This is a genomic window from Stutzerimonas sp. S1, assembly GCF_025966695.1.
Classification (GTDB): Bacteria; Pseudomonadota; Gammaproteobacteria; order Pseudomonadales; family Pseudomonadaceae; genus Stutzerimonas.
The window spans coordinates 562,817-583,811 of record NZ_JAOEIY010000001.1 but is presented as its reverse complement, the minus strand read 5'-3'; the positions used below and the strand labels follow the sequence as shown (position 1 = coordinate 583,811).

The 20,995-nt window shown below is 65.5% G+C and carries 18 protein-coding genes; 11 read left to right on the top strand and 7 right to left on the bottom strand.

Annotation, left to right across the window (positions count from 1 at the left end):
• From N8H22_RS02640 to N8H22_RS02630, 3 genes are read left to right on the top strand one after another with little or no spacing between them, the layout of a single operon-like run.
• Positions 1-1,329, top strand: a complete 1,329-nt coding sequence (locus N8H22_RS02640; RefSeq protein WP_264589071.1) for a glycosyltransferase — start codon at positions 1-3, stop codon at positions 1,327-1,329.
• The gene (locus tag N8H22_RS02635; RefSeq protein ID WP_264589070.1) at positions 1,329-3,413 is read left to right on the top strand and encodes a TolC family protein; all 2,085 of its coding nucleotides are present in this window, start codon (positions 1,329-1,331) and stop codon (positions 3,411-3,413) included. Before N8H22_RS02640 ends, N8H22_RS02635 begins: the two co-directional genes overlap by 1 nt.
• A 9-nt stretch (positions 3,414-3,422) precedes the next feature.
• A complete protein-coding gene (locus tag N8H22_RS02630; protein WP_264589069.1) occupies positions 3,423-4,439 on the top strand; it encodes an HlyD family efflux transporter periplasmic adaptor subunit in 1,017 nt (338 codons plus the stop codon).
• A 6-nt stretch (positions 4,440-4,445) separates the two neighbouring features.
• On the opposite strand, the gene N8H22_RS02625 is transcribed toward N8H22_RS02630, so the two are convergent.
• Complete coding sequence (locus N8H22_RS02625; RefSeq protein ID WP_264589068.1) at positions 4,446-5,423, bottom strand: hydrolase; 978 nt, start codon at positions 5,421-5,423, stop codon at positions 4,446-4,448.
• A gap of 176 nt (positions 5,424-5,599) precedes the next feature.
• Between N8H22_RS02625 and N8H22_RS02620 the strand changes: the two genes are divergently transcribed.
• On the top strand, positions 5,600-6,004 hold the full coding sequence (locus N8H22_RS02620; RefSeq protein ID WP_264589067.1) for a ribonucleotide reductase subunit alpha: 405 nt from the start codon (positions 5,600-5,602) through the stop codon (positions 6,002-6,004).
• Between the two features lie 40 nt (positions 6,005-6,044).
• On the opposite strand, the gene rsmD is transcribed toward N8H22_RS02620, so the two are convergent.
• The 3 genes from rsmD to N8H22_RS02605 are packed head-to-tail and all read right to left on the bottom strand — an operon-like array spanning position 6,045 to position 9,521.
• The gene (rsmD, locus tag N8H22_RS02615; RefSeq protein WP_264589066.1) at positions 6,045-6,638 is read right to left on the bottom strand and encodes a 16S rRNA (guanine(966)-N(2))-methyltransferase RsmD; all 594 of its coding nucleotides are present in this window, start codon (positions 6,636-6,638) and stop codon (positions 6,045-6,047) included.
• The gene (locus N8H22_RS02610) at positions 6,638-8,176 is read right to left on the bottom strand and encodes a pitrilysin family protein (RefSeq protein WP_264589065.1); all 1,539 of its coding nucleotides are present in this window, start codon (positions 8,174-8,176) and stop codon (positions 6,638-6,640) included. Before N8H22_RS02610 ends, rsmD begins: the two co-directional genes overlap by 1 nt.
• Complete coding sequence (locus tag N8H22_RS02605; protein ID WP_264589064.1) at positions 8,169-9,521, bottom strand: pitrilysin family protein; 1,353 nt, start codon at positions 9,519-9,521, stop codon at positions 8,169-8,171. Before N8H22_RS02605 ends, N8H22_RS02610 begins: the two co-directional genes overlap by 8 nt.
• A 238-nt stretch (positions 9,522-9,759) precedes the next feature.
• Between N8H22_RS02605 and ftsY the strand changes: the two genes are divergently transcribed.
• From ftsY to rpoH, 4 genes are all read left to right on the top strand, one after another.
• Positions 9,760-11,037 carry a signal recognition particle-docking protein FtsY gene (gene ftsY / locus N8H22_RS02600; protein WP_264589063.1) on the top strand — a complete coding sequence of 426 codons (1,278 nt, stop codon included), beginning with the start codon at positions 9,760-9,762 and terminating at the stop codon, positions 11,035-11,037.
• Positions 11,034-11,702 carry a cell division ATP-binding protein FtsE gene (gene ftsE, locus N8H22_RS02595; RefSeq protein ID WP_264589062.1) on the top strand — a complete coding sequence of 223 codons (669 nt, stop codon included), beginning with the start codon at positions 11,034-11,036 and terminating at the stop codon, positions 11,700-11,702. Before ftsY ends, ftsE begins: the two co-directional genes overlap by 4 nt.
• Complete coding sequence (gene ftsX / locus N8H22_RS02590; protein ID WP_264589061.1) at positions 11,702-12,724, top strand: permease-like cell division protein FtsX; 1,023 nt, start codon at positions 11,702-11,704, stop codon at positions 12,722-12,724. The genes ftsE and ftsX overlap by 1 nt, the downstream gene beginning before the upstream one ends.
• A gap of 111 nt (positions 12,725-12,835) precedes the next feature.
• Entirely contained in the window at positions 12,836-13,690 is an 855-nt protein-coding gene (gene rpoH / locus N8H22_RS02585; protein ID WP_264589060.1) for an RNA polymerase sigma factor RpoH, read from the top strand.
• 104 nt (positions 13,691-13,794) lie between these two features.
• Here the strand turns inward: rpoH and N8H22_RS02580 are convergent, their stop codons facing one another.
• From N8H22_RS02580 to mtgA, 3 genes are all read right to left on the bottom strand, one after another.
• Positions 13,795-16,362 carry a CHASE domain-containing protein gene (locus N8H22_RS02580; RefSeq protein ID WP_264589059.1) on the bottom strand — a complete coding sequence of 856 codons (2,568 nt, stop codon included), beginning with the start codon at positions 16,360-16,362 and terminating at the stop codon, positions 13,795-13,797.
• A 203-nt stretch (positions 16,363-16,565) separates the two neighbouring features.
• Entirely contained in the window at positions 16,566-18,488 is a 1,923-nt protein-coding gene (dibA, locus tag N8H22_RS02575) for a phosphodiesterase DibA (protein ID WP_264589058.1), read from the bottom strand.
• 142 nt (positions 18,489-18,630) lie between these two features.
• A complete protein-coding gene (gene mtgA / locus N8H22_RS02570) occupies positions 18,631-19,359 on the bottom strand; it encodes a monofunctional biosynthetic peptidoglycan transglycosylase (protein WP_264589057.1) in 729 nt (242 codons plus the stop codon).
• A gap of 68 nt (positions 19,360-19,427) precedes the next feature.
• On the opposite strand from mtgA, the gene N8H22_RS02565 reads away from it, so the two are divergent.
• The 3 genes from N8H22_RS02565 to N8H22_RS02555 all read left to right on the top strand — a co-directional run bounded on the left by N8H22_RS02565 (position 19,428) and on the right by N8H22_RS02555 (position 20,962).
• The gene (locus N8H22_RS02565; RefSeq protein WP_264589056.1) at positions 19,428-19,802 is read left to right on the top strand and encodes a DUF423 domain-containing protein; all 375 of its coding nucleotides are present in this window, start codon (positions 19,428-19,430) and stop codon (positions 19,800-19,802) included.
• Between the two features lie 85 nt (positions 19,803-19,887).
• Positions 19,888-20,088: a sulfur carrier protein ThiS gene (gene thiS, locus N8H22_RS02560; RefSeq protein WP_264589055.1), complete on the top strand. Its 201-nt coding sequence runs from the start codon at positions 19,888-19,890 to the stop codon at positions 20,086-20,088.
• Between the two features lie 79 nt (positions 20,089-20,167).
• On the top strand, positions 20,168-20,962 hold the full coding sequence (locus N8H22_RS02555; protein WP_264589054.1) for a thiazole synthase: 795 nt from the start codon (positions 20,168-20,170) through the stop codon (positions 20,960-20,962).
• Positions 20,963-20,995: the final 33 nt, after the last annotated feature.

Below are 20,995 nucleotides of genomic sequence, written 5' to 3'. Positions count from 1 at the left end.
ATGGAGGCGTTCTGGCTGCAGTGGCTGGGAGTCCTCGGCGAAATCGACAAGCCCGACGGCCTGGGCTATCTGCTGGTGATGCTGTTTCCGGCCTTTCTGCTGCTGGAGGTGCCACTCAATCTGGTGATCATGCTCGGCGTGCTGCGCTGGTTCGTGCGCAAGCCGTTCGAGCTGCCGGAAGGCAACAGCTACCAGCCGCGCGTGTCGTGCGTCATCACCTGCTACAGCGAAGGTCGTGATGTGCAGACCACGCTGCTCAGCTTGTGCGAGCAGACCTATCGCGGCGAGATCGAGATGATTCCGGTGGTCGACGGCGCCGCGGCCAACCACGCGACGATGCAGGCCGTGCGCGATTTCCGTGTCGATGCGCAGCTTTATCCGCGGCGCTTTCTGCGGCCGATCGCCAAATGGCAGCGTGGCGGCCGGGTGTCTTCACTGAACGCCGGGCTGGAATACAGCACCGGTGAGATCGTCATGGCGCTGGATGGCGATACCTCGTTCGACAACGACATGGTGGTCAACGTGGTGCGGCATTTTCAGGACCCGGACGTGCCGGCGGTGGCCGGTAGCCTGCGGGTGCGCAACGCGCGCGCCTCGCTGACCACGGCGATGCAGGCGCTGGAATACCTGCTGTCGATCCAGATGGCCAAGATCGGCCTCAGCGAATGGAATCTGGTGAATAACGTGTCCGGCGCGTTCGGCGCTTTTCGCCGCAGTTTCCTGCAGATGATCGGCGGCTGGGACACCCATACTGCCGAAGACCTGGACCTCACCCTGCGCATCAAGAACTACTTCGGCCGCCGCCCGCTGCGCATTCCTTTCGAGCCCTGCGCCATCGGCCATACCGACGCGCCGGTGACGTTCCGCCAGTTCCTCATGCAACGCCTGCGCTGGGACGGCGATCTGTTCTTCCTCTATGTGCGCAAGCATCGTCACAGCTTCACGCCGCGCCTGCTGGGCTGGCCGAACTTTCTGATGGTGCTGGTCAGCGGCTTCTTCTTCCAGCTGGTGCTGCCGTTCATCATCCTCGGCTACTTCGTCGTCGGGCTCTATTCGCTGGCGCTTTCGACCTTCCTCGTGCTCGCCTTGCTGGTGTATCTGGTCTATCTGGCCAACACCCTGCTGGCCTATCTGGTGCTGCTGGCAATGGTATCCGAGCGGCCGAGGCAGGACCTGCGACTGTGCTGGGCTGTGCCGCTGTTCCCGCTGTTCATGTTCGTCATGCGCTGCTGGAGCGCGGTGGCGATCCTCAACGAAATGATCCGGCGTGGCCATGAGGAAACCGCGATGGCGCCCTGGTGGGTGCTGCGCAAGGCGAAGAGGTTCTGATGCTGCGAGCGTTCTTTGTGCTCGGTCTGCTGTGGCTGGGCTCGCCTTGTCTGGCGGATGTGCTGCCGCTGCCGACGTTGCTGGATCGCGTCGATAGCGCGCCGGCCCTGCGTGCGGCAGAGGCCGAACGCGTGGCCCTCGAGGCGCTGCAGCGGCAGCGCGAAGCTGAGGCCGGTTGGCAGTGGTTCGCTTCGGCAGGGACCGGGCGCTATCGGGAGCTGGTGACCGAAGCGGTGCGCGACGACTACTACGGTCGGGATCTGGCGCTTGGTTTGCGCCATCCGCTGCTGGGCAGCCTGAAACGCCAGCTGGATGCGGTACGCAGCGTGGAAGACCAGCGTCAGCAACAGCAGGCCCGTCTGCAGCTGGCCCGCGTCGAGCAACGGCTGGCGCTGCGCAGCGCCTATGCCGACTGGTGGCGGGCACAGGAGGAGCTGCGCTGGTGCGACGGGATGGCCGAGCCTGCGCGACGCGCGCGCGAGCAGCTGGCGGCGCGTCTGCGCGAGGGCTGGCTGCTGGCTTCCGAGGCGCGCCTGCAGGATGGCCGCTGGCAGGCGTTGCAGCGTCGTTGTGCGGCGGTCGAGCCGGTGCTGGAAGAAACTCGCTACAGCCTGCAGTCACTCAGTGCGCAGCCCATCGAGCCGCAAAGCCAGGCCCAGGCCGAAGCACTGGCGGCAAGCGCGCAGCCCCTGAGCGCCTGGTTGCAGCAGCTCGAGGTGCATCCACGTCTGCAGGAGCGGCGCGGCCAGGTAAGTCAGGCGGAGCGGAATCGGCAAAGCCCTTGGTATGCAGCGGTCGACTCGAATTTCAGCGTGGCGCAGAGCTACGAAGACCGTAACGGTGGCAGCAAGCCAGGCAATGGCCTGGTGGCGAGCATCAGCCTGTCGGCTCCGTTCGATCCGCTGTCCTACGGTCAGGCGCGGGACAACGAGGGTGAGGCGCGTCATCGGGTGGCACTGGCCCAGCTCGAAGCCGAGCGTGAGCAGTTGCTACAGGGGCTCGGGCAGGCGCTGCGTGCCCAGCGCCTGGCCGCGGATGAACTGCTGCAGGCGCGCGAGCAACTGGAAGCGGCGGCGTTAGCCGTGCGCGAGCAGCGCCTGCGCCGCGACGGCGATGTCGAGCAGGCCTACCTCGGCAGCCTGGCCGCCGAGCTGGAGCATGGCTACGCCGGCTTGCGCCTGATTGCCGCCTGGCACGGGTTGTGGCTGCGGGAAGCAGCGTTGCGCTTGTTCGTTGACGAGGGTGGAGGACGTTCGTCGTTGCTGGGGCCAGCGGAGAACGACTGGCAGGCGCTGCAGCCGGACCGGTACAAGCGCGTGGCGACTGACTCAGCAAGCTGGCGCCAGGGTGTGTATGTCTGGAACAGCCACGCACTGTTCGACGAGCGCCAGCGCGCCGAGGTGCTGGCGCAACTGCGAGCGGCCGGCATGCAGCGTCTTTACCTCGGCCTCGACGCTGCCCAAGTGGCTGAGCCGGAGCGTTTGCGCGGCCAGTTGCGCGTGTTGCTCGGTGCCGCGCGCGAACAGGGATTCGAGGTGCTGCTGCTGCTCGGCGATCCGCACTGGCTGCAACCCGAGGGTCGTCGGGGGTTGCTCGATCTGCTCGGTGAGCTGACGGCGCTGCCGTTCGCCGGTCTGCATCTGGATCTGGAAGTCGAGCAGCTCGGCTGGCCGGTCCCCGAGGCGCGGCTGCGCGACTGGATGGATACGCTGACGGCGGCCGCGAGCGTCAGTCCCTGGCCCCTTGAGCTGTCCAGCCATCACCGCTGGTTCGCCGCACCGCGCGCCGGCGAATACTGCGTGCCCTGTCGGTTGCAGCAGCGTGGCGTGCATCGGGTCAGCCTGATGATTTATACCCGCAACCCTGAACGCAGCGCGGGGCTGGCGACGGAGATCGCGCGGCGCTGGCCGGACTTGTCGTTCCGGCTGGCACAGAGCGTGGAGCCGCAGCTGGCGCCGGATGAGAGCTGGAGTGGCGCATCTCGTGCGCGATTGCAGGCACAGACTGAACGCTGGCGTCAGGGTCTGCAGACGCAGGCCATCACCGGCATCGACTGGCAGGACTGGTCTCACTATCCCCATTGAGCACATCGCATGAAGATCAAATTCTCCAGCGCCAAGGAGCAGCAACCGACCCAGGAGCAGGGCCTGCAGGTGCTCTACGCGCCGGGCAAGCGCCTGGCCTTCCGGCTGCGCTGGTACCTCATCCTGTTGGCGGTGCTCAGCCCGCTGTTGTGGCTGGTCGGCCGCTGGATGCTTACGCTCTGGCTGATCGAGGCGCCTGCGCAGCTGCACCTGCCGGGCAGTGAGTTGCGCGCGCGCGACGGAGCGCAGGTCCAGCAGGTGCTGGTGCAGCCGGGGCAACGGGTGACGGCGGGCGACGTGCTGGTTCGTCTGGATAATCCGGAGTGGCGTGCGCGGCGCTTCCTGCTGCAGGCGGCGAGCGTGCCATCGAATAGTCCCGGCGCAGAGACTCTGGCCGCGGAGCGTGCACTGTTGCAGGGCTTGCTCTCTCGTGCCGAGGCGCGTGTGCAGCAGGTCCAGCGCCTGTTCGAAGCGGGCGCGGCTACCCGTGGCGAACTGCTGGCGGCCACCGACCAGCGTGACGCGCGGCTGCGCGACCTGTATCAGCTGGAGCAGCGGCTCCAGCCCGAGATCGGACCCGAGCAGCGCCAGCGCGACCTGGAGCTTGCCTGGCTGGACAGCCGGTTGCAGGGGTTGGAAATGCGTGCCGAGAACGATGGCCGCGTCGGCGAAATCCTCGTCGCGCCTGGCGAGAACGTCGGGCCGGGCACGCCCCTGTTGCGCGTCGAGGGCGACGGCGAGGCGCAGGTCTGGGTTTATCTCGATCCGCGCCACGCTGCCGAGGCCACACCCGGAAAGCTGCTGACGCTGATCTTTCCCGACCATAGCCAACGCCAGGCGGTAGTGATTCAGGCGGTGGACGATGCCGCGCCGGTGCCGGTCGAACTGCGCCCACCGTTCAGTGCGCCGACACGCAGGCTGCGCGTGATTGCGCGGGTGCATGATGGCCTGCCGCCTGAGTGGCGTATTGACCGGCTCGGTCTCAAGGCACGGTTCCCGCACCGATGGTTGCCATTTGGCGGCTGAAACGTCTCAGCCCGCCAGCCACTGCGGAATGCGCCGCTCCAGGTAGTAGCGCGGGCGGCGTGGCGTGCCCTCGATGAAGCCGACGTGCCCGCCGTGGGCGTGCAGCTCCAGCGTGGTGGTTGGTGACAGTTCGGCAGCTTCCGGCACGCTGTGGCGGAACACGAAGGGGTCGTCGGCGGCCTGGATCAGCAGCGTCGGTGTCGCGATCGTCGGCAGGTAGTAGCGGCTGGAGGCGCGCCGGTAATAATCCTGGGCGTCCTTGTAGCCATGCAGCGGCGCGGTGATGCGGCCGTCGAAATCCCAGAAGGTGCGCATGCCCTGCAGCGGGCCGAGGCGGTGCAGTGCGCCAAGGTGTTCGACCAGCCCCTCGCGCTGGAAGCGCTGCTGCTTGTTCTTCACGTAGGCGACCATGGCTTTCATGAAGTGCGCCTGGTAGATGCGGGAGAAGCCCAGGCCGATGCGGTCGGCGCACTGGTCCAGGCGAAACGGCACGGACACCGCCACCGCCTTGCGCAGCGGGCTGCTGACACCACTTTCGCCGAGGTACTTGAGCAGCACGTTGCCGCCCAGCGAGTAGCCGACGGCATACAGCGGCGCCAGCGGGCGCTTGGCCTGCAGATGAGCGATAACTTCGCCGAGATCGTCGCTGGCGCCGGAGTGATAGGCGCGCGGCAGCAGGTTGGGTTCGCCCGAGCAGCCGCGCCAGTTGATGGCGACGCTGGCCCAGTTGCGTGCGGCCAGTTGTTGCTGCAGACCGAGCACGTAGAGCGAGCTGGACGAGCCGGTGAGCCCGTGCAGCACCAGCACCAGCGGCGCCGTGGCCTCGTGTGGGCCGTGCCAGTCGAGGTCGATGAAGTCGCCATCGGCCAGCCACAGTCGTTCGCGCTGCCGCGCGATTGTCGGCGCGGTGCGGAAGAACGGGTTCCACAGGGTCTGCAGATGCGGCCCCGGCAGCCACCAGGCGGGTTGGAAAAGGTCGGTCACGGTTGCTCGCAAGCGTCGGAATCGCCTCGACGTTAGTGCCTCGCAAGCGGGAAGAAAAGCGTCATGCAGGCGTTGAATGGCAGTGCCTTGCGGCGGGCATATGCCTTTGGAGATATGGTCAGCGCGCCGCCGCGGGTAAACAGTGCACGGTGAATTCGCAGCCTGGAAACCAAGCCATGACCACCACCCCGTTCGATGAACTCCTGAATGCCGCGCGGCAAGAACGCGAGCCGCAGCGGCTGCTGTTCGTTTTCGTCACGGCGGAACTCCCCGACGACGCCACCGAGGCGGAGCGCCAGCGCTTCGAGGAAAAGGCCGGCGGCTCGCTCAAGCCGGTGCTCTGCGTCGACAAGCTGCCCGAGGAGTTGGCCGACTTCGCCGCGCTGCGCGAGGAGTCCCGGCGCACCGGTGTGGCCTGGGACCTGTTCTTCGCCGCCGCACTGCCCGGTCAGGCGGGCTTTACGCCCGGCTCCGACGACGCCGAGGAGCCGCTGAAGATGATGGTCGGTGCCATCGAGACCGGCAACATCGGTCGCTTCCTTGCGTTCGACCGCGACGGACAGACGGTCGACTTCTACTGAACCGCACGGTGCCGCGCGTCAGCCGCGGCCCCTGATCCGCTCAGGCCGTGCGCTCCCACAGCGCGTAATACACCTTGCCGGCCTTTTTCTCGCGATGCAGACGCCAGTTGCCCGGCAGCCCGAGGCTCGACGGCAGCGCTTCGCTTTCGGTGTAGATCCAGGCGCGCTCGGCCAGCCAGCCCTTGCTTTCCAGCAAGGTGCAGGCCGGCTGCAGCAGGTTCTTGTTGAACGGCGGGTCGAGGAACACCAGATCGAACGGTGTCGGCGTCTGGGTTTCCAGATAGCGCAGGGCATCGCTCTGCAGCAGCTGGCCGTTGCCGCAATTCAGCGTGTCCAGGTGCTTGCGCAGGCTGGCGATGGCGTTGGCGTTGACGTCGAGCGCCAGCGCCATGCCCGCGCCACGTGACAGTGCCTCGAGGTAGAGCGCACCGCTGCCGGTGAAGGGGTCGAGTACCCGTGCGCCCGAGAGGTAGGGCATCAGCCAGTTGAACAGGGTTTCGCGCACGCGATCCGGTGTCGGTCGCAGGCCTTCGGCGTCGGGGAAGCTGAAGCGGCGCGAGCGCCAGTCGCCGGCGATGATGCGTAGCTGGCCCTGGCCGCCATGGGCGCTGGGTCGAATCGGTGGGTTGGCCATCAATGCTCCGGAACCGCGCTGGGCTGTTCGACAGGTCGTTCGGTGGGGGGCGGCAGCGGCTGCTGCTCGACGCTGGGGCCGGCAGTGACGATGACGAAACCGTCGCCCTGCAGGTGCTTGTTCATCGCCGTCTTGACCTGTTCGACCGTGAGTGTCTGGATCTCGCCCATGAAGTCCTCCAGGTAGGTCAGCGGCAGATCGTAGAAACCGATGCTGCCGAGCTGGCCGACGATGTCGGCGTTGCTGGCGGTGGACAGCGGGAAACTGCCGGCGATCTCGCGCTTGCTGCGTTCCAGTTCTGCCTCGCTGGGGCCTTCGGCGAGGTAGTCGCGTACCAGCTGCTGCACCAGCTCCAGCGCGCCGTCGGTAAGCTCGGCGCGGGTCTGCATGCTGATCATGAACGGGCCGTTGGCACGCATCGGGCTGAAGCCGGAGTAGATGCCGTAGGTGAGTCCGCGCTTCTCGCGCACCTCTTCCATCAGTCGGGTGCCGAAGCCGCCGCCGCCGAGAATCTGGTTACCCAGATACAGAGCTGCGTAGTCCGGATGGCCGCGGGGAATGCCGAGCTGGGCGAGCAGCAGGTGAGTCTGGTTGGACGGATACTCGATGTGGTGCTTGCCGGCCGGCGGCGCCTTAGGTGCCGGGGTTGGCGGCAGCGCGGGGCCGGATGGCAGCGCCGCGGAAATCTGCGCGGCGGTGGCCTCGGCATCCGCCCGAGTGAGGTCACCGACCAGCGCGATCACCAGATTGCCGGCAGCGTAAGCCTGGCGATGGAAATCGCGTAGCTGCTGCACGCTGATCGTCGGCACCGATTCGGCCGTGCCTTCGCTGGCGTGGGCGTAGGGATGTTCGCCATAGAGCTGCTCGAACAACGCCAGGCTGGCCAGCTTGCCGGGGTTCTGCTTCTGGAATTCGAAGCCGGCCAGCAGCTGGTTCTTGATCCGCTGCAGCGAGTCCTCGGGGAAAGTCGGCCGCCCAACCACTTCGCTGAACAGCTCGAGCGCGGCGGTGCGTTTGTCCGGTGCGCTCAGGCTGCGCAGGCTGGCGACCGCCATGTCGCGGTAGGAGCCGTTGCTGAAGTCCGCGCCGAGCCCCTCGAAGCCCTGGGCGATGGCCGTGACGTCTTTGCCGGCGATGCCTTCGTTGAGCATCGCATTGGTCAGCAGCGCCAGGCCCGGCGTGCCGTTGTCCTGGCTGCTGCCGGCAGCGAATGTCAGGCGCAGGTCGAACATCGGCAGCTCGTGGGCCTCGACGAACAGCACCTTGGCGCCCTCGGCGGTCTGCCAGGTCTGGATGTCCAGTTTGCGCCGCGCCAGGGGCTGGTCGCCGAGGCTGGCGAGTGATTCCAGTCGCGGCTGGTCGGTGCTGCTTTCGTTCGACGCGGGCGCTGGACCGCCGGCATTGGTCTCGGTCGCCGCGGGCGCCGTTTGCGTGGTCGGCGGCGTGATGGGCGTGTCCTTGTCACAGCCGGCGAGCCCGAGACAGGCCGCCAGCAGTAGGCCGGTCAGGCCGTGCCGCAAAATGCCGGGGTTATTCATTGCCAGTCTCCTTGGGCAGCACATGAGCCACGCTCATGCGCGTGCGGGTGAAGTAGCTGCGTGCCGCTTGCTGGATATCTTCGGGAGTAACGGCTTCCAGTGCCGCCAGCTCCTCGTCCATCAGCCGCCAGGACAGGCCGACGGTCTCCAGCTGGCCGATGGTGGTGGCCTGACGGGTGATCGAGTCGCGCTCGTAGACCAGTCCGGCGATGACCTGGGCCCGCACGCGCTCCAGCTCTTCGCGGCTGGGAGCTTCCTGCTTGAGCTTGTCGAGTTCGCTCCACAATCCGCTTTCGACCTCGGCCAGCGTGCGGCCCTTTTGTACGTTGGGCGCTGCCGAGAGCACGAACAGGCTATCGCCGCGGGCGTAGGCGTCGTACCAGGCCGAGGCGCTGGTCACCAGTTCCTCGCCGCGCTCGAGCTGTTGCGGCAGGCGTGCGCTGTAGCCGCCGTCGAGCAGCGCGGCGATCAGGCGCAGGGCATGCACCTGCCGTGCGTTCGTCTCGGTGGACAGGCTCGGCACGTTGAAGGCCATCAACAGGCTCGGTAGCTGGGTGTTGACGTGCAGTTGCAGGCGCCGTTCGCCGGGCTCGCTCAGCTCCAGCGGTGCCTTGGCTGACGGCACCGGGCGCTTGGCGATTGCACCGAAATAGCGCTCGGCCAGCTCGCGCACCTCGGGGAGGGTGACGTCACCGACCACCACCAGAGTGGCGTTGTTCGGCGCATACCACTGCTCGTACCAGGCGCGCAGCTCGTCCGCCTGCATGCGCTCGAGATCGGCCATCCAGCCGATGGTGGGGTTGTGGTAACCGCTCGCCGGGTAGGCCAGCGCCTTGAAACGCTCGAACGCCAGCGAGCTGGGCTTGTCGTCGGTACGCAGGCGGCGTTCTTCTTTGATGACCTCGATCTCGCGGGTGAACTCTTCGACCGGCAGTTTGAGACTGGAGAGGCGATCGGCCTCGAGTTCAAAGGCGACGGCCAGGCGGTCGCGGGCCAGGACCTGGTAATAGGCGGTGTAGTCATCGCTGGTGAAGGCGTTTTCCTCGGCGCCCAGCTCGCGCAGGATACGTGAGGCTTCGCCGGGGCCGAGCTTGCGGCTGCCCTTGAACATCATGTGTTCGAGCGCGTGGGACAGTCCGGTGTGGCCGGGGGTCTCGTAGCTGGAACCGACCTTGTACCAGAGCTGCGAGACCACCACCGGCGCGCGATGATCCTCACGCACGATCACTTTCAGCCCGTTGTCGAGGAAGAATTCGTGGGTGGGCTGGCTATCGGCCGCAGCGAGCAGCGGCAGGTACAGGGCGCCGAACAGCAGGGCGGCGGCGCGGCATAACATCAGGGGCATATGCAGGGTTTCCCAGTAGAATTCCGTCGGGGCAGGCTGGCCGGGCGGGCAACGCGTCGGCCATGGTACTGGCGCGACTGGATCAGGCAAAGCAGGGCGTTCCACGATGGCCGCGCCGGCTCCCGGCGAAGCTGGCCCGGCCGCGTTTAGCGCACCCCGGCGGGGAGGTGCTAGGATAGCCCCCGTCTGGCCGGCAGCGTGACTGCCGGTGTTTTGCATCCTTGAGAATATCTTCTCCATGTTTGGTTCCAACGACGACAAGAAGACGCCGGGCGATGCCGGCGAGAAGAAAGGCCTGTTCGGCTGGCTGCGCAAGAAGCCCCAAGCGCCTGCCGCCGAGCCGCCTGCTACCGAAGCGCCGGAAGATAGCCAGCCGTTTGCCGAGCAGCCTGACAGCCGCGCCGCCGAAACTGCCGAGGCGCTCGCCGAGCAGCCCGTTGCCGCAGCCGAAGCGGAGCAGCCTGCCGCTGCAGTCGAGCCGGTTGTTTTGGCCGAACCCGAACCCGAACCCGAGCCCGAACCCGAACCCGAGCCGACAGCCGTCGTCGAGGCGGCGCCGACGGCTGAACCCGAGGCGCCAAGTCGACTCGGGTTCTTCGCTCGCTTAAAGCAGGGGCTGTCGAAGACCAGCGCCAGTATCGGCGAGGGCATGGCCAGCCTGTTCCTCGGTAAAAAGGCCATCGACGACGACCTGCTGGAAGAGCTGGAAACCCGTCTGCTGACCGCCGACGTCGGCGTCGAGGCGACCGGCGTGATCATGCAGAACCTCACCCGCCGCGTGTCGCGCAAGGAGCTGGCCGACAGCGGTGCGCTGTATGGCGCGCTGCAGGAAGAGCTGAGCGGCCTGCTCAAGCCGGTCGAGCAGCCGCTGATCATCGACAGCCAGGCGCGGCCGTACGTGATCCTGGTGGTTGGGGTGAACGGTGTCGGCAAGACCACCACCATCGGCAAGCTGGCCAAGAAGCTGCAGCTCGAAGGCAAGAAGGTCATGCTCGCTGCCGGCGACACCTTCCGCGCCGCTGCGGTCGAGCAGCTGCAGGTGTGGGGCGAGCGCAACCGGATTCCGGTGATTGCCCAGCACACCGGCGCCGATTCAGCCTCGGTGATCTTCGATGCGGTGCAGGCCGCCAAGGCGCGCGGCATCGACGTGCTGATCGCCGATACCGCCGGGCGGCTGCACACCAAGGACAATCTGATGGAGGAGCTGAAGAAGGTCCGTCGAGTCATCGGCAAGCTCGACGAAACAGCGCCGCACGAAGTGCTGCTGGTGCTCGACGCCGGCACCGGGCAGAACGCGATCAACCAGACGCGCCAGTTCAACCAGGCGGTCGAACTTACCGGCCTGGCACTGACCAAGCTCGACGGCACCGCCAAGGGCGGAGTGATCTTCGCTCTGGCCAAGCAGTTCGGCACGCCGATCCGCTTCATTGGCGTCGGCGAGGGAATCGACGATCTGCGTACCTTCGAGGCGGACGCCTTCGTCAAGGCACTGTTCGGTCAACAGGACGGCAAATGATCCGCTTCGATCAGGTCGGCAAACGCTATCCCAACGGTCACGTCGGGCTGCACGAGCTTTCCTTCCATGTGCAGCGTGGTGAATTCCTCTTCGTTACCGGGCACTCCGGCGCCGGCAAGAGCACCCTGTTGCGCCTGTTGCTGGCGATGGAGCGGCCTACCAGTGGCAAGCTGCTGCTGGCCGGCCAGGATCTGTCGCGCATCACCAATGCGCAGATTCCCTTCCTGCGTCGACAGATCGGCGTGGTGTTCCAGAACCACCAGTTGCTGTTCGACCGCACGGTGTTCGACAACGTCGCGTTGCCCTTGCAGATCCTCGGCTTGAACAAGCGCGAGATTGGTCAGCGGGTGATGACCGCGCTGGAGCGCGTCAGCCTAAAGGACAAGGCGCTGCAGTTCCCGGCGGACCTGTCCACCGGTCAGCAGCAGCGTGTCGGTATTGCCCGCGCCGTGGTGCATCGGCCGGCGCTGCTGCTCGCCGACGAACCCACCGGCAACCTCGATCCGCGGCTGGCCGCCGAGATCATGGGAGTTTTCGAGGACATCAACCGGTTGGGCACCACCGTGCTGATTGCCAGCCATGACCTGGCGCTGATCGCGCGCATGCGTCACCGCATGCTCACGCTGCAACGAGGTCGCCTGATCGGTGACGGGGAGGCCAGCTGATGAGCACCGAACACAAGCCCACCGCCAAATCGAATCCGAGCACTGCCGAGCGAGTTGGCGGCTCGGTGAAGAAAACTGACCACAAGAATGACGAACCGGACTTCAAGGCGCTGTTGCATGCCTGGCTGGAAAGCCATCGGGCCAGCCTGGTGGACAGCGTCAGCCGGCTGTTCAAGCAGCCGATCGGCAGTTTCTTCACCTGCCTGGTAATGGCGGTTGCCCTGAGCCTGCCGATGGGGCTGGCGCTGCTGCTGGACAACGTCGAGCGGCTCGGTGGCTCCTGGCAGCGCGCGGCACAGATCTCGCTGTTCCTGCAGTTGGAGGTGGATTCAGCCGGCGGCGAGAAGCTGCGCGACGAGGTGGCTGCGCTACCCGATGTGGCCGAAGCTGAGTGGATCAGTCGCGAGGCCGCGCTGGAAGAGTTCCAGCAGCTTTCCGGGCTTGGCGAGGCGCTCAAGGAGCTACCGGAGAATCCGCTGCCCGGTGTGGTGCTGGTGACGCCCGAGGAAGTCGACAAGGACAAGCTGGAGGCATTGCGCCAGCGGCTGGCCGAACTGCCGGGCGTGCAGCAGGCGCAGCTGGACCTGCTCTGGGTGGAACGCCTGACGGCGATCCTCAAGCTCGGTGACCGCTTCGTCTTCGGCCTCAGTCTGCTGCTGATCGCCACGTTGCTGCTGGTGATCGGTAACACCATCCGCCTGCACATCGAAAACCGCCGCACCGAGATCGAGGTGGTAAAACTGGTGGGCGGCACCGATGGGTATGTGCGGCGGCCATTTCTCTACATGGGCGCGCTCTACGGTCTGGGTGCCGGGTTGATCGCCTGGCTGCTGCTGGCTTATGGGCTGGGCTGGCTGAACGAGGCGGTGACCCGCCTGGCCGGTCTGTATGGCAGCGATTTCGGGCTGGCCGGCGTGCCGTCCGGGGATGGTTTCTCGCTGGTGCTGGGTGCCGTACTGCTGGGCTACATTGGTGCCTGGCTGGCCGTGGCGAGGCATCTCAGTGAACTCGCGCCTCGATGATAACTTATTGAAAAATAAGAATTTAATGGATGAGTAAGTGAACTTTTCCGAGCGCTTGCAGTCTCATGCGGCAGTGCTAAACTGCTGCAGCTTCACTATCGGAGGAACTGCATGACAACTACTCTGCAACCTGTTCACGCCCTAGTCCCGGGAGCCAACCTCGAGGCCTACGTGCAGACCGTAAACAGCCTGCCGCTGCTTACCGTCGAGCAGGAGCGCGAGCTGGGCGAGCGGCTCTTCTATCACCAGGATCTCGAGGCTGCCCGCCAGATGGTCCTGGCTCATCTACGTTTCGTAGTGCACATCGCCCGCAGCTATTCCGGCTATGGGCTGGCCCAGGCCGATCTGATCCAGGAAGGCAATGTCGGCCTGATGAAGGCGGTCAAGCGTTTCAACCCGGAAATGGGCGTGCGTCTGGTGTCCTTCGCGGTGCACTGGATCAAGGCCGAGATCCACGAGTTCATCCTGCGCAACTGGCGCATTGTCAAAGTCGCCACTACCAAGGCGCAGCGCAAGTTGTTCTTCAATCTGCGCAGCCAGAAGAAGCGCCTGGCCTGGTTGAACAACGACGAGGTCAACCGGGTGGCCGACAGCCTCGGCGTCGAGCCGCACGAAGTGCGGGAGATGGAAAGCCGTCTGACCGGCCATGACATGGCCTTCGATCCGGCCGCCGATGCTGACGACGACAGCGCATTCCAGTCGCCGGCGCACTATCTGGAAGACCACCGCTACGATCCGGCCCGTCAGCTGGAAGATGCCGACTGGAGCGACAGCTCCACCTCGAGTCTGCATGAAGCGCTCGAAGGTCTCGACGAGCGCAGTCGTGACATCCTCCAGCAGCGCTGGCTGAGCGAAGACAAGGCGACCCTGCATGACCTGGCTGCCAAGTACAACGTCTCTGCCGAGCGCATTCGTCAGCTGGAAAAGAATGCGATGACCAAGCTCAAGGGTTCGATCCAGGCCTGATACGCCAGACGATCCGGCTGTATCAAACGCGGGAGAGGTCAGACGGCCTCTCCCGCGTTTTTCTTTGCTTTGCCGATGAGTCGGTAGCGCCGCGACGGTGGTAACTATTTGGCTGGTGACGACGTCGGTTGCAGCGCGCTATGCACGCTGGTCAGCAGCTGTGCGCTGGTGATCGGCTTGTGCAGCCAGACGATCTGTTCGGCCAGTGCGCTCTGATCGAACTGGTTGGCGGCGGAGATGACGATCACCGGCAGATTCCGCAGCGCCGGGTTGCGGCGGATCTCCTCGATCAGCTGACGACCGCTGCCGTCGGGAAGGTGCAAGTCCAGGGTCATGGCCTGGTAGCTGCCGGTGGCCAGTTTTTCCCGCGCCGCGTGCAGGCTCTGCACACGATCCACGGCGTAGCCGCCTTCGCGCAACATCAGATGCAGCAGACGGCCCGTGTCCGGCTCGTCTTCGACCACCAGTAGGCGAGGCTGACCCTCGCTGGTGGCGCTATCGCCGAACAGCGGTGTCTGGATCGGCAGCTGGCACCAGAAGGTGGTGCCGGCGCCCTCCACGCAATCGAAGCCGACGGTGCCGCCCATCCGCTCCATGAGCTCCTTGCTGATCGCCAGCCCCAACCCGGTCCCGGCGATCTTGCGGCTGTCGGAGGCGTCGGCCTGGGCGAACTTCTCGAAGACATGTTCGCGGAACGCTTGCGGGATGCCCGGTCCCTGATCACTGACGCTGATGCGCACCTGCGTGCCGCGCAGGCTGCTGCGTACGCGGACCTCGCCATTCTCGGGCGTGAACTTGATGGCGTTGGAGAGAAAATTGTTCAGCACCTGCTGCAGGCGCAGACCGTCGACCCAGACGTTAACGTTGACTGGTGGCTCGAGCACGCAGCGAACCCGATGCTGTTCGGCGAACGCCTGGTTGCTCGCCACAGCATCTTCCAGCAGGCGCGGCAAGGCGTGTTCGCGCAGGTCGAAGGTCATCTTGCCGGCGGCCATCTTCTCCATGTCGAGCAGGTCGTTGATCAGGTGGCCCAGCCGCTGGCTGTTGCGATAGGCGATATCGAGCATCTGCTGCATCGGTTCCGGTGCCTCGCCCAGCGCACCGCCGGTGATCAGGCCGAGGGCGCCGCTGATCGAGGTCAGCGGAGTGCGCAGTTCATGGCTGACCGTGGAGACGAACTCGTTCTTCATCTGCTCGATACGCTTGCGTTCGGTCAGATCCATGATGGTGCCGCTGATGCGCTGCGCCTGCCCCTGGCTATCGCGCTGGATGTAGCCACGCAACAGCACCGGTACGACCTGGCCACCCTTGTGCTGCATGCGCAGCTCGGTGGTGAAGTGCTCGACATTGGAGAGCATCGTCTGGGCCAGGCGAGCCCGTTCGCGACTCACGTCCTCGGACACCATGACCCGCTCCCACAGCTTGAGATCCGACGGCAGCTCGCCGGGGCGATAGCCGAGCATCTCCCAGGCGCGTGGCGACGCGTACAGCGTGCCGGCCTCGAGATCGAGGTCCCAGAGGCCATCGTTGCTGCCCTTGAGCGCCAGTGACAGGCGCTCCTCGCTCAGTCGCAGGGCGTGCTTGTTGCGCCGGATGTGCCAGGTCATCTGCTCGGCAAGGGCCTGCGCCCGCTGGTGGCGCATTGCGAGCGAGGACGTGAGGAAGAACAGCAGCAGGCTCAGGCCGAGACCCAGGCTGACCACCAGCGTGTCGTTGGAATGAAAGCGCTCCTCGAACTCCGGCAGGCTGTCCAGGCGCAGCGTCCACGTCTGCCCGTACAGGTGCAGCTGCTGCAGCTGCGTGTAGGTTGGCGAGCGATCGGGGGCCTCGGCCTGGCGTGTGGTGAACAGCAGGTGCTCGGGCTGCTCGCGGTCGCTGGCATAGATGCTGAGATCCAGCGGTAGGTCGACGTCGCCGAGAATTCCATGCATCAAATCGCCCAGCCGGTAGGGGCTGTAGACGAAACCGCGCAACGCTGCCAGGCGTTGCTCGGAAGTATCCAGCGGCAGGCCGGGACGGTACACCGGAACGTAGAGCAACACGCCGGCCTGCACCTTCCCGTGGGTTTCCTGCATCAGCGTGACCTTGCGGGTGATGCTGGCCTTGCCCAACGTGGCCGCGCGTCGCATGGCCTGGTGCCGCGCCGGTTCGGCATACATGTCGTAGCCGAAAGCCGCGCGATTGCGGCGGTCGAACGGTTCCAGGTAGATGATCGAGGTGTACAGCGGTCGCTCGCCGTCAGGATGGATGGTGTAGTCCTGGAAGCCGGCGGCACGGATCGCTGCGACGTGGGCCGCGCGCTCATCGGGCCTGACCGCCAGGCTGAAACCGACGCCCTGGATACCGGGGTAGCGCTCCTTGAGCTGCAGACGCTGCACGTAGGTGTGCCATTGTTCGCGGCTGATCTGACCGCCGGCATCGATCAATCCGGCGCCGCCGAGCAGGATCTGCTCGTGGTCGTGCAGGCGTTTGCGGATGGCTTCGGTGACCTTGTCGCTGAGCAGCTCGAACTGCTGGTTGGCGGCGCGAGTTTCATTGCTGCGCAGGTGCTGGAAGACCACCAGCTGCACCAGCAAGGTGAACAGCAGAACCAGCCAGGCGACGCCGTTGCGCCAGGCGACGTGCTGACGCAAGCCGGTGGTGGAACCATTGTCGATAGCGGGTTCGTCCATACTGTCCACTGCCATGCGCCGCAGGGCGCGAATAGAGACGAATTCAGCGGCCAATCGCCGGTGTTTCAGGGAAACGCCTGATGTCTGTCGCCAGCCAGGCTACGGCTAGGTGTCGATGCGCCTATGGGCGGCTGCCTTGTTGCGCAGGGTAGAGCACTGGCGCGGGAATGCCTACCTGTCGTGCTGGCAATCTGATATTCGGCTCAGCGAACAAGCGAATGCTGGCCGTACTCCATGCCACTGCTCTGCCAGTCGATATCGTCGGAAGCCTGCGGACGGGCGAAACCGAAGCCCTGGCCATAGTCGCAGCCATGCTCCAGCAGGAACGCCGCCTGTTGCGGCTGTTCGATGCCCTCGGCGACGACCTGCAGTCCGAGGTTGCGCGCCAGGCTGATGACCGAGCGGGTGATCGCCGCGTCCTCGCGATTGTCCGGCAGGCCGCGGACGAAACCCTGATCGATCTTCAGCTTGTGCACGTTCATGCGCTTCAAGCGTAGCAGCGACGAATGGCCGGTACCGAAGTCGTCGATGGCCAGATGCACACCGAGCGCGCGCAACCGCGCCAACAGTTCGATGGCGCCGTCCGGGTCCTGCATCATCGCGCTTTCAGTGATCTCCAGTTCCAGGTGCTTCGCTGCCAGGCCGGTTTCGGCGAGGATGGTTGCCACCTGCAGATCCAGTTCGCCATGCCCGAACATGCGGCTGGAAACATTGACCGCGATGAAGCGCACCGGCCGGCCCTCGGTCAGCCAGGTCCGCATCTGCTGACAGGCCTGCGTCATCACCCAGCGGTCGATGCTGTTGATCAGCCCACTGTCCTCGGCGATGGGAATGAACGTCGCCGGCGAGATCGGCCCCTGTTCCGGATGGTGCCAGCGCACCAGTGCCTCGAACCCGACGATCGTGCCGTGCGGCAGGTCGTAGATCGCCTGGTAATGCACTTGCAGCTGCTGCTGTTCCAGTGCCTGGCGCAGTGCGGTGGCGAGGGCGACACGCTGGCGCGCCTGGCTGGTCAGCTCTTCTGAGTAGAAGGCATAGGTCGAACGCCCGCTGTTTTTAGCCTTGAACAGCGCGGAATCGGCGTTGCGCATCAGCTGCTCGACGTCCTGCACATTGGTCGGGTAGGGGTAGAGCGCGATGCCGACGCTGGCGCTGCTGAACAGATCGGTACCGCCGAGGTGGAAGGGGGCGTTCAGTGAGTCGAGAATGCGCAATGCGAGCGCCGCCGCCTGGTTGGCACTGCAGTCCTCGCAGAGCAGGGCGAACTCGTCGCCACCCAGGCGCGCCAGCGTCATGCCCTCCTTCAGATGCTCACCCAGTCGCTTGGCGACTGCCTGCAGCAGCGCGTCACCCAGGCTGTGGCCCAGGCTTTCGTTGATGTTCTTGAAGTGGTCGAGGTCGATCAGCAGCATCGCGCCGCCGCGCTTGAGCGTACGGGCACGCTCGATATCCTGCTTGGCGCGCTCGCTGAACAACAGGCGGTTCGGCAGCTGCACCAACGGATCGTAGTGCGCCAGCTGTTCCAGCTCCTCGCGCGACTGCTTGAGTGCGGAGAGGTCGGAGAACACCGCCACGTAATGGCTGACCTCGCCCTGATCGTCATGGATGCAGCGCAGGTTCTGCCATTGCGGATACACCTCGCCGCTCTTGCGGCGGTTCCAGATTTCGCCGCTCCAGACGCCGTCGCTGCGTAGCGCCTGCCACATGTCCAGATAGAACTGCGCGTCGTGCTTGCCGGAGGCGAACAGTTTGGGTGTCTGGCCGAGCACCTCGTCGATGCTGTAGCCGGTGATGCGGCTGAAGGCAGGATTGACGTGCACGATGCGCTGCTGGGGATCGGTCACCAGTACGCCCTCCTGGGTGCTGTCGAAGACCGCGGCGGCCTGGCGCAGGCTGCTTTCCTGTCGGCGCTGAGCCTGTTGCTGCTCGGCGACCCGGCGGAAGTACTGGCGTCCGAGCAGATACAGCAGCACGCTGGTGATTACCACGAACAGCGCGCCCTTGGCGGTTTGCCACCTGGCGTCCTGGCCGTGGGTCAGCAGCCGCAGTAGCGGGTCGCTGATCAGAATCCACAGCATTGCTAGGGAGAAGTAACCCAGGCTCAGCCGGAGGAGAGGCGTATTCATATCCTGCTTACGGATCCGTTCAAGATGCTGCACGAAAAAACCACAGGGTGCGCTGTGGTGTCGGGAACTCAATCCGTTGAGCAGAAGCTGCGCAACTAGACGCAGGCAGGTCAGCTGATGTCACGCCATTGGTCCGGTTGCTTCACAGCCATGCCGGCCACCAACTGGGGCGGTCGGCTTCGAGTCGCTGCAGGTAGTGGCTGCCACCAAGCTGGCGTACCTGTTGGCGAATCCAGGCGGCGCGATTGTTCACATGGCTGCTGGGTTTGCCAGCGCTCCATTGTCGCGGGTTCGGTAGCACCGCGGCCAGCAGGCTGGCCTGACGGCTCGACAGGTAGGGCGCGCGGACGCCGAAGTGATGGCGCGCGGCGGCTTCCGCACCGAAAATCCCCGAACCCCATTCCACGCTGTTGAGGTAGACCTCGAGAATCCGCTGTTTTGGCCACAGCAGCTCGATCAAGGCGGTGAACCAGACCTCCATGCCCTTGCGGAGCCAGCTACGGCCGGACCAGAGAAACAGGTTCTTCGCAACCTGCTGGCTCAAGGTGGAGGCGCCACGCAGCGAGCCGCCGCTGGCGTTGTGGCTGAAGGCGGCGCGGATCGCGGCGATGTCGAAGCCCCAGTGCCCGGCGAACTTCTGGTCCTCTGCGGCGATCACCGCCATCTTCAGATCGTCCGGCAGCTCGCGCCAGGGGCGCCAGTCGCGTTGCAGGTCGATGGGCTCGCCGGTGGTCCAGGACTCGATCTTGCGTTCGACCATCAGCGCGGTGAACGGCGGCGGCACCCAGCGCAGCAGCAGGACCAGCACCGCCGAGAGGGCGGCGAGCCAGAGCAGCAGCTTGAACGAGCGACGCAGCAGAGAGCGGAGCATGGGACGTGGTCGTGGGCAAAAAGAGCGGGCATTATAGCGACCCCTAAAGCCATCGACCGGAAAAGGGCATGATTCGTTCTTATCTCGTGCTTGCCGCTCTGTTCGGCTTCAGCGGCGTCGCACTTGGCGCCTTTGCCGCCCACGGTCTCAAGGCCAGCTTGAGCGCCGCTTACCTGGCGATTTTCCAGACCGGCGTGCAGTACCAACTGATTCATGCGCTGGCGCTGTTCGGCGTGGCGCTGCTGGGGCTGCACGCGCCCAGTCGTCTGCTGACCGCCGCCGGAGCGTTGTTCTGCGCCGGCGTCGTGCTGTTCTCCGGCAGCCTCTATCTGCTGACCCTGAGTGGCGTCGGCAAGCTGGGTGTCATCACGCCGCTGGGTGGCACGGCCTTCCTGGCTGGCTGGCTCTGCCTGGCACTGGCTGGCTGGCGTATACGCAGCTGAGCGGGACGAACGGCCGCGGCCTTCGCCTTGGTCGCATCGGTGGTTCGGGCTAGAATGCCGTCCCCTTCGCAATGGCGGCGATCCTATGCAGATTCAGTTGAATGGCGAACCCTACGAGCTGCCCGCCGGCGAGACGGTGGCTGAGCTGCTGGCGCGGCTGGAACTGACCGGCCGACGCCTGGCTGTCGAACTCAACCGCGATATCGTTCCGCGCAGCGCGCATGCTTCCACCGAGCTCCGCGAAGGCGACCATGTTGAAGTGGTGCACGCCATCGGTGGCGGCTAGCCCGGTCCGCACTCCATTACCGAATTGCGCCGCCAGTGCGGCGTCCAGTCTGCTGCAACACGTCCGACGAGGATTTCCCATGCGCCCAGTTCCGAACGACAAGCCTTTCACCCTGGCCGGTCGCACCTATCAGTCACGCCTGCTGGTCGGTACCGGCAAGTACAAGGACCTTGAGGAGACGCGCGCGGCCATCGAAGCTTCCGGCGCCGAAATCGTCACCGTCGCCGTGCGCCGCACCAACATCGGCCAGAATCCCGATGAGCCGAATCTGCTCGACGTGATCAGCCCGGAGCGCTACACCATCCTGCCGAACACCGCCGGCTGCTTCACCGCCGAGGATGCGGTGCGCACCTGCCGCCTGGCGCGCGAACTGCTCGATGGCCACAAGCTGGTCAAGCTGGAAGTGCTGGCCGACCAGAAGACCCTGTTCCCCAACGTGATCGAGACGCTCAAGGCCGCCGAAGTACTGATCAAGGATGGCTTCGACGTGATGGTCTACACCAGCGACGACCCGATCATCGCTCGCCAGCTGGCCGAGATGGGCTGCATTGCAGTGATGCCGCTGGCCGGCCTGATCGGCACCGGCCTGGGCATCTGCAATCCGTACAACCTGCGCATCATCCTCGAGGAGGCGACCGTGCCGGTGCTGGTGGATGCCGGCGTCGGCACCGCATCCGATGCCACCATCGCCATGGAGCTGGGCTGCGAGGCGGTGCTGATGAACAGCGCCATCGCCCATGCGCAGAATCCGGTGCTGATGGCCCAGGCGATGAAGTACGCCATCGAGGCCGGGCGCCTGGCCTATCTCGCCGGGCGCATGCCGAAGAAACTCTATGCCAGCGCTTCGTCGCCCCTGGAAGGGCTGATTCGCTGACAACGCTTCGTGGCCGGTCCTGACATCGGGTCG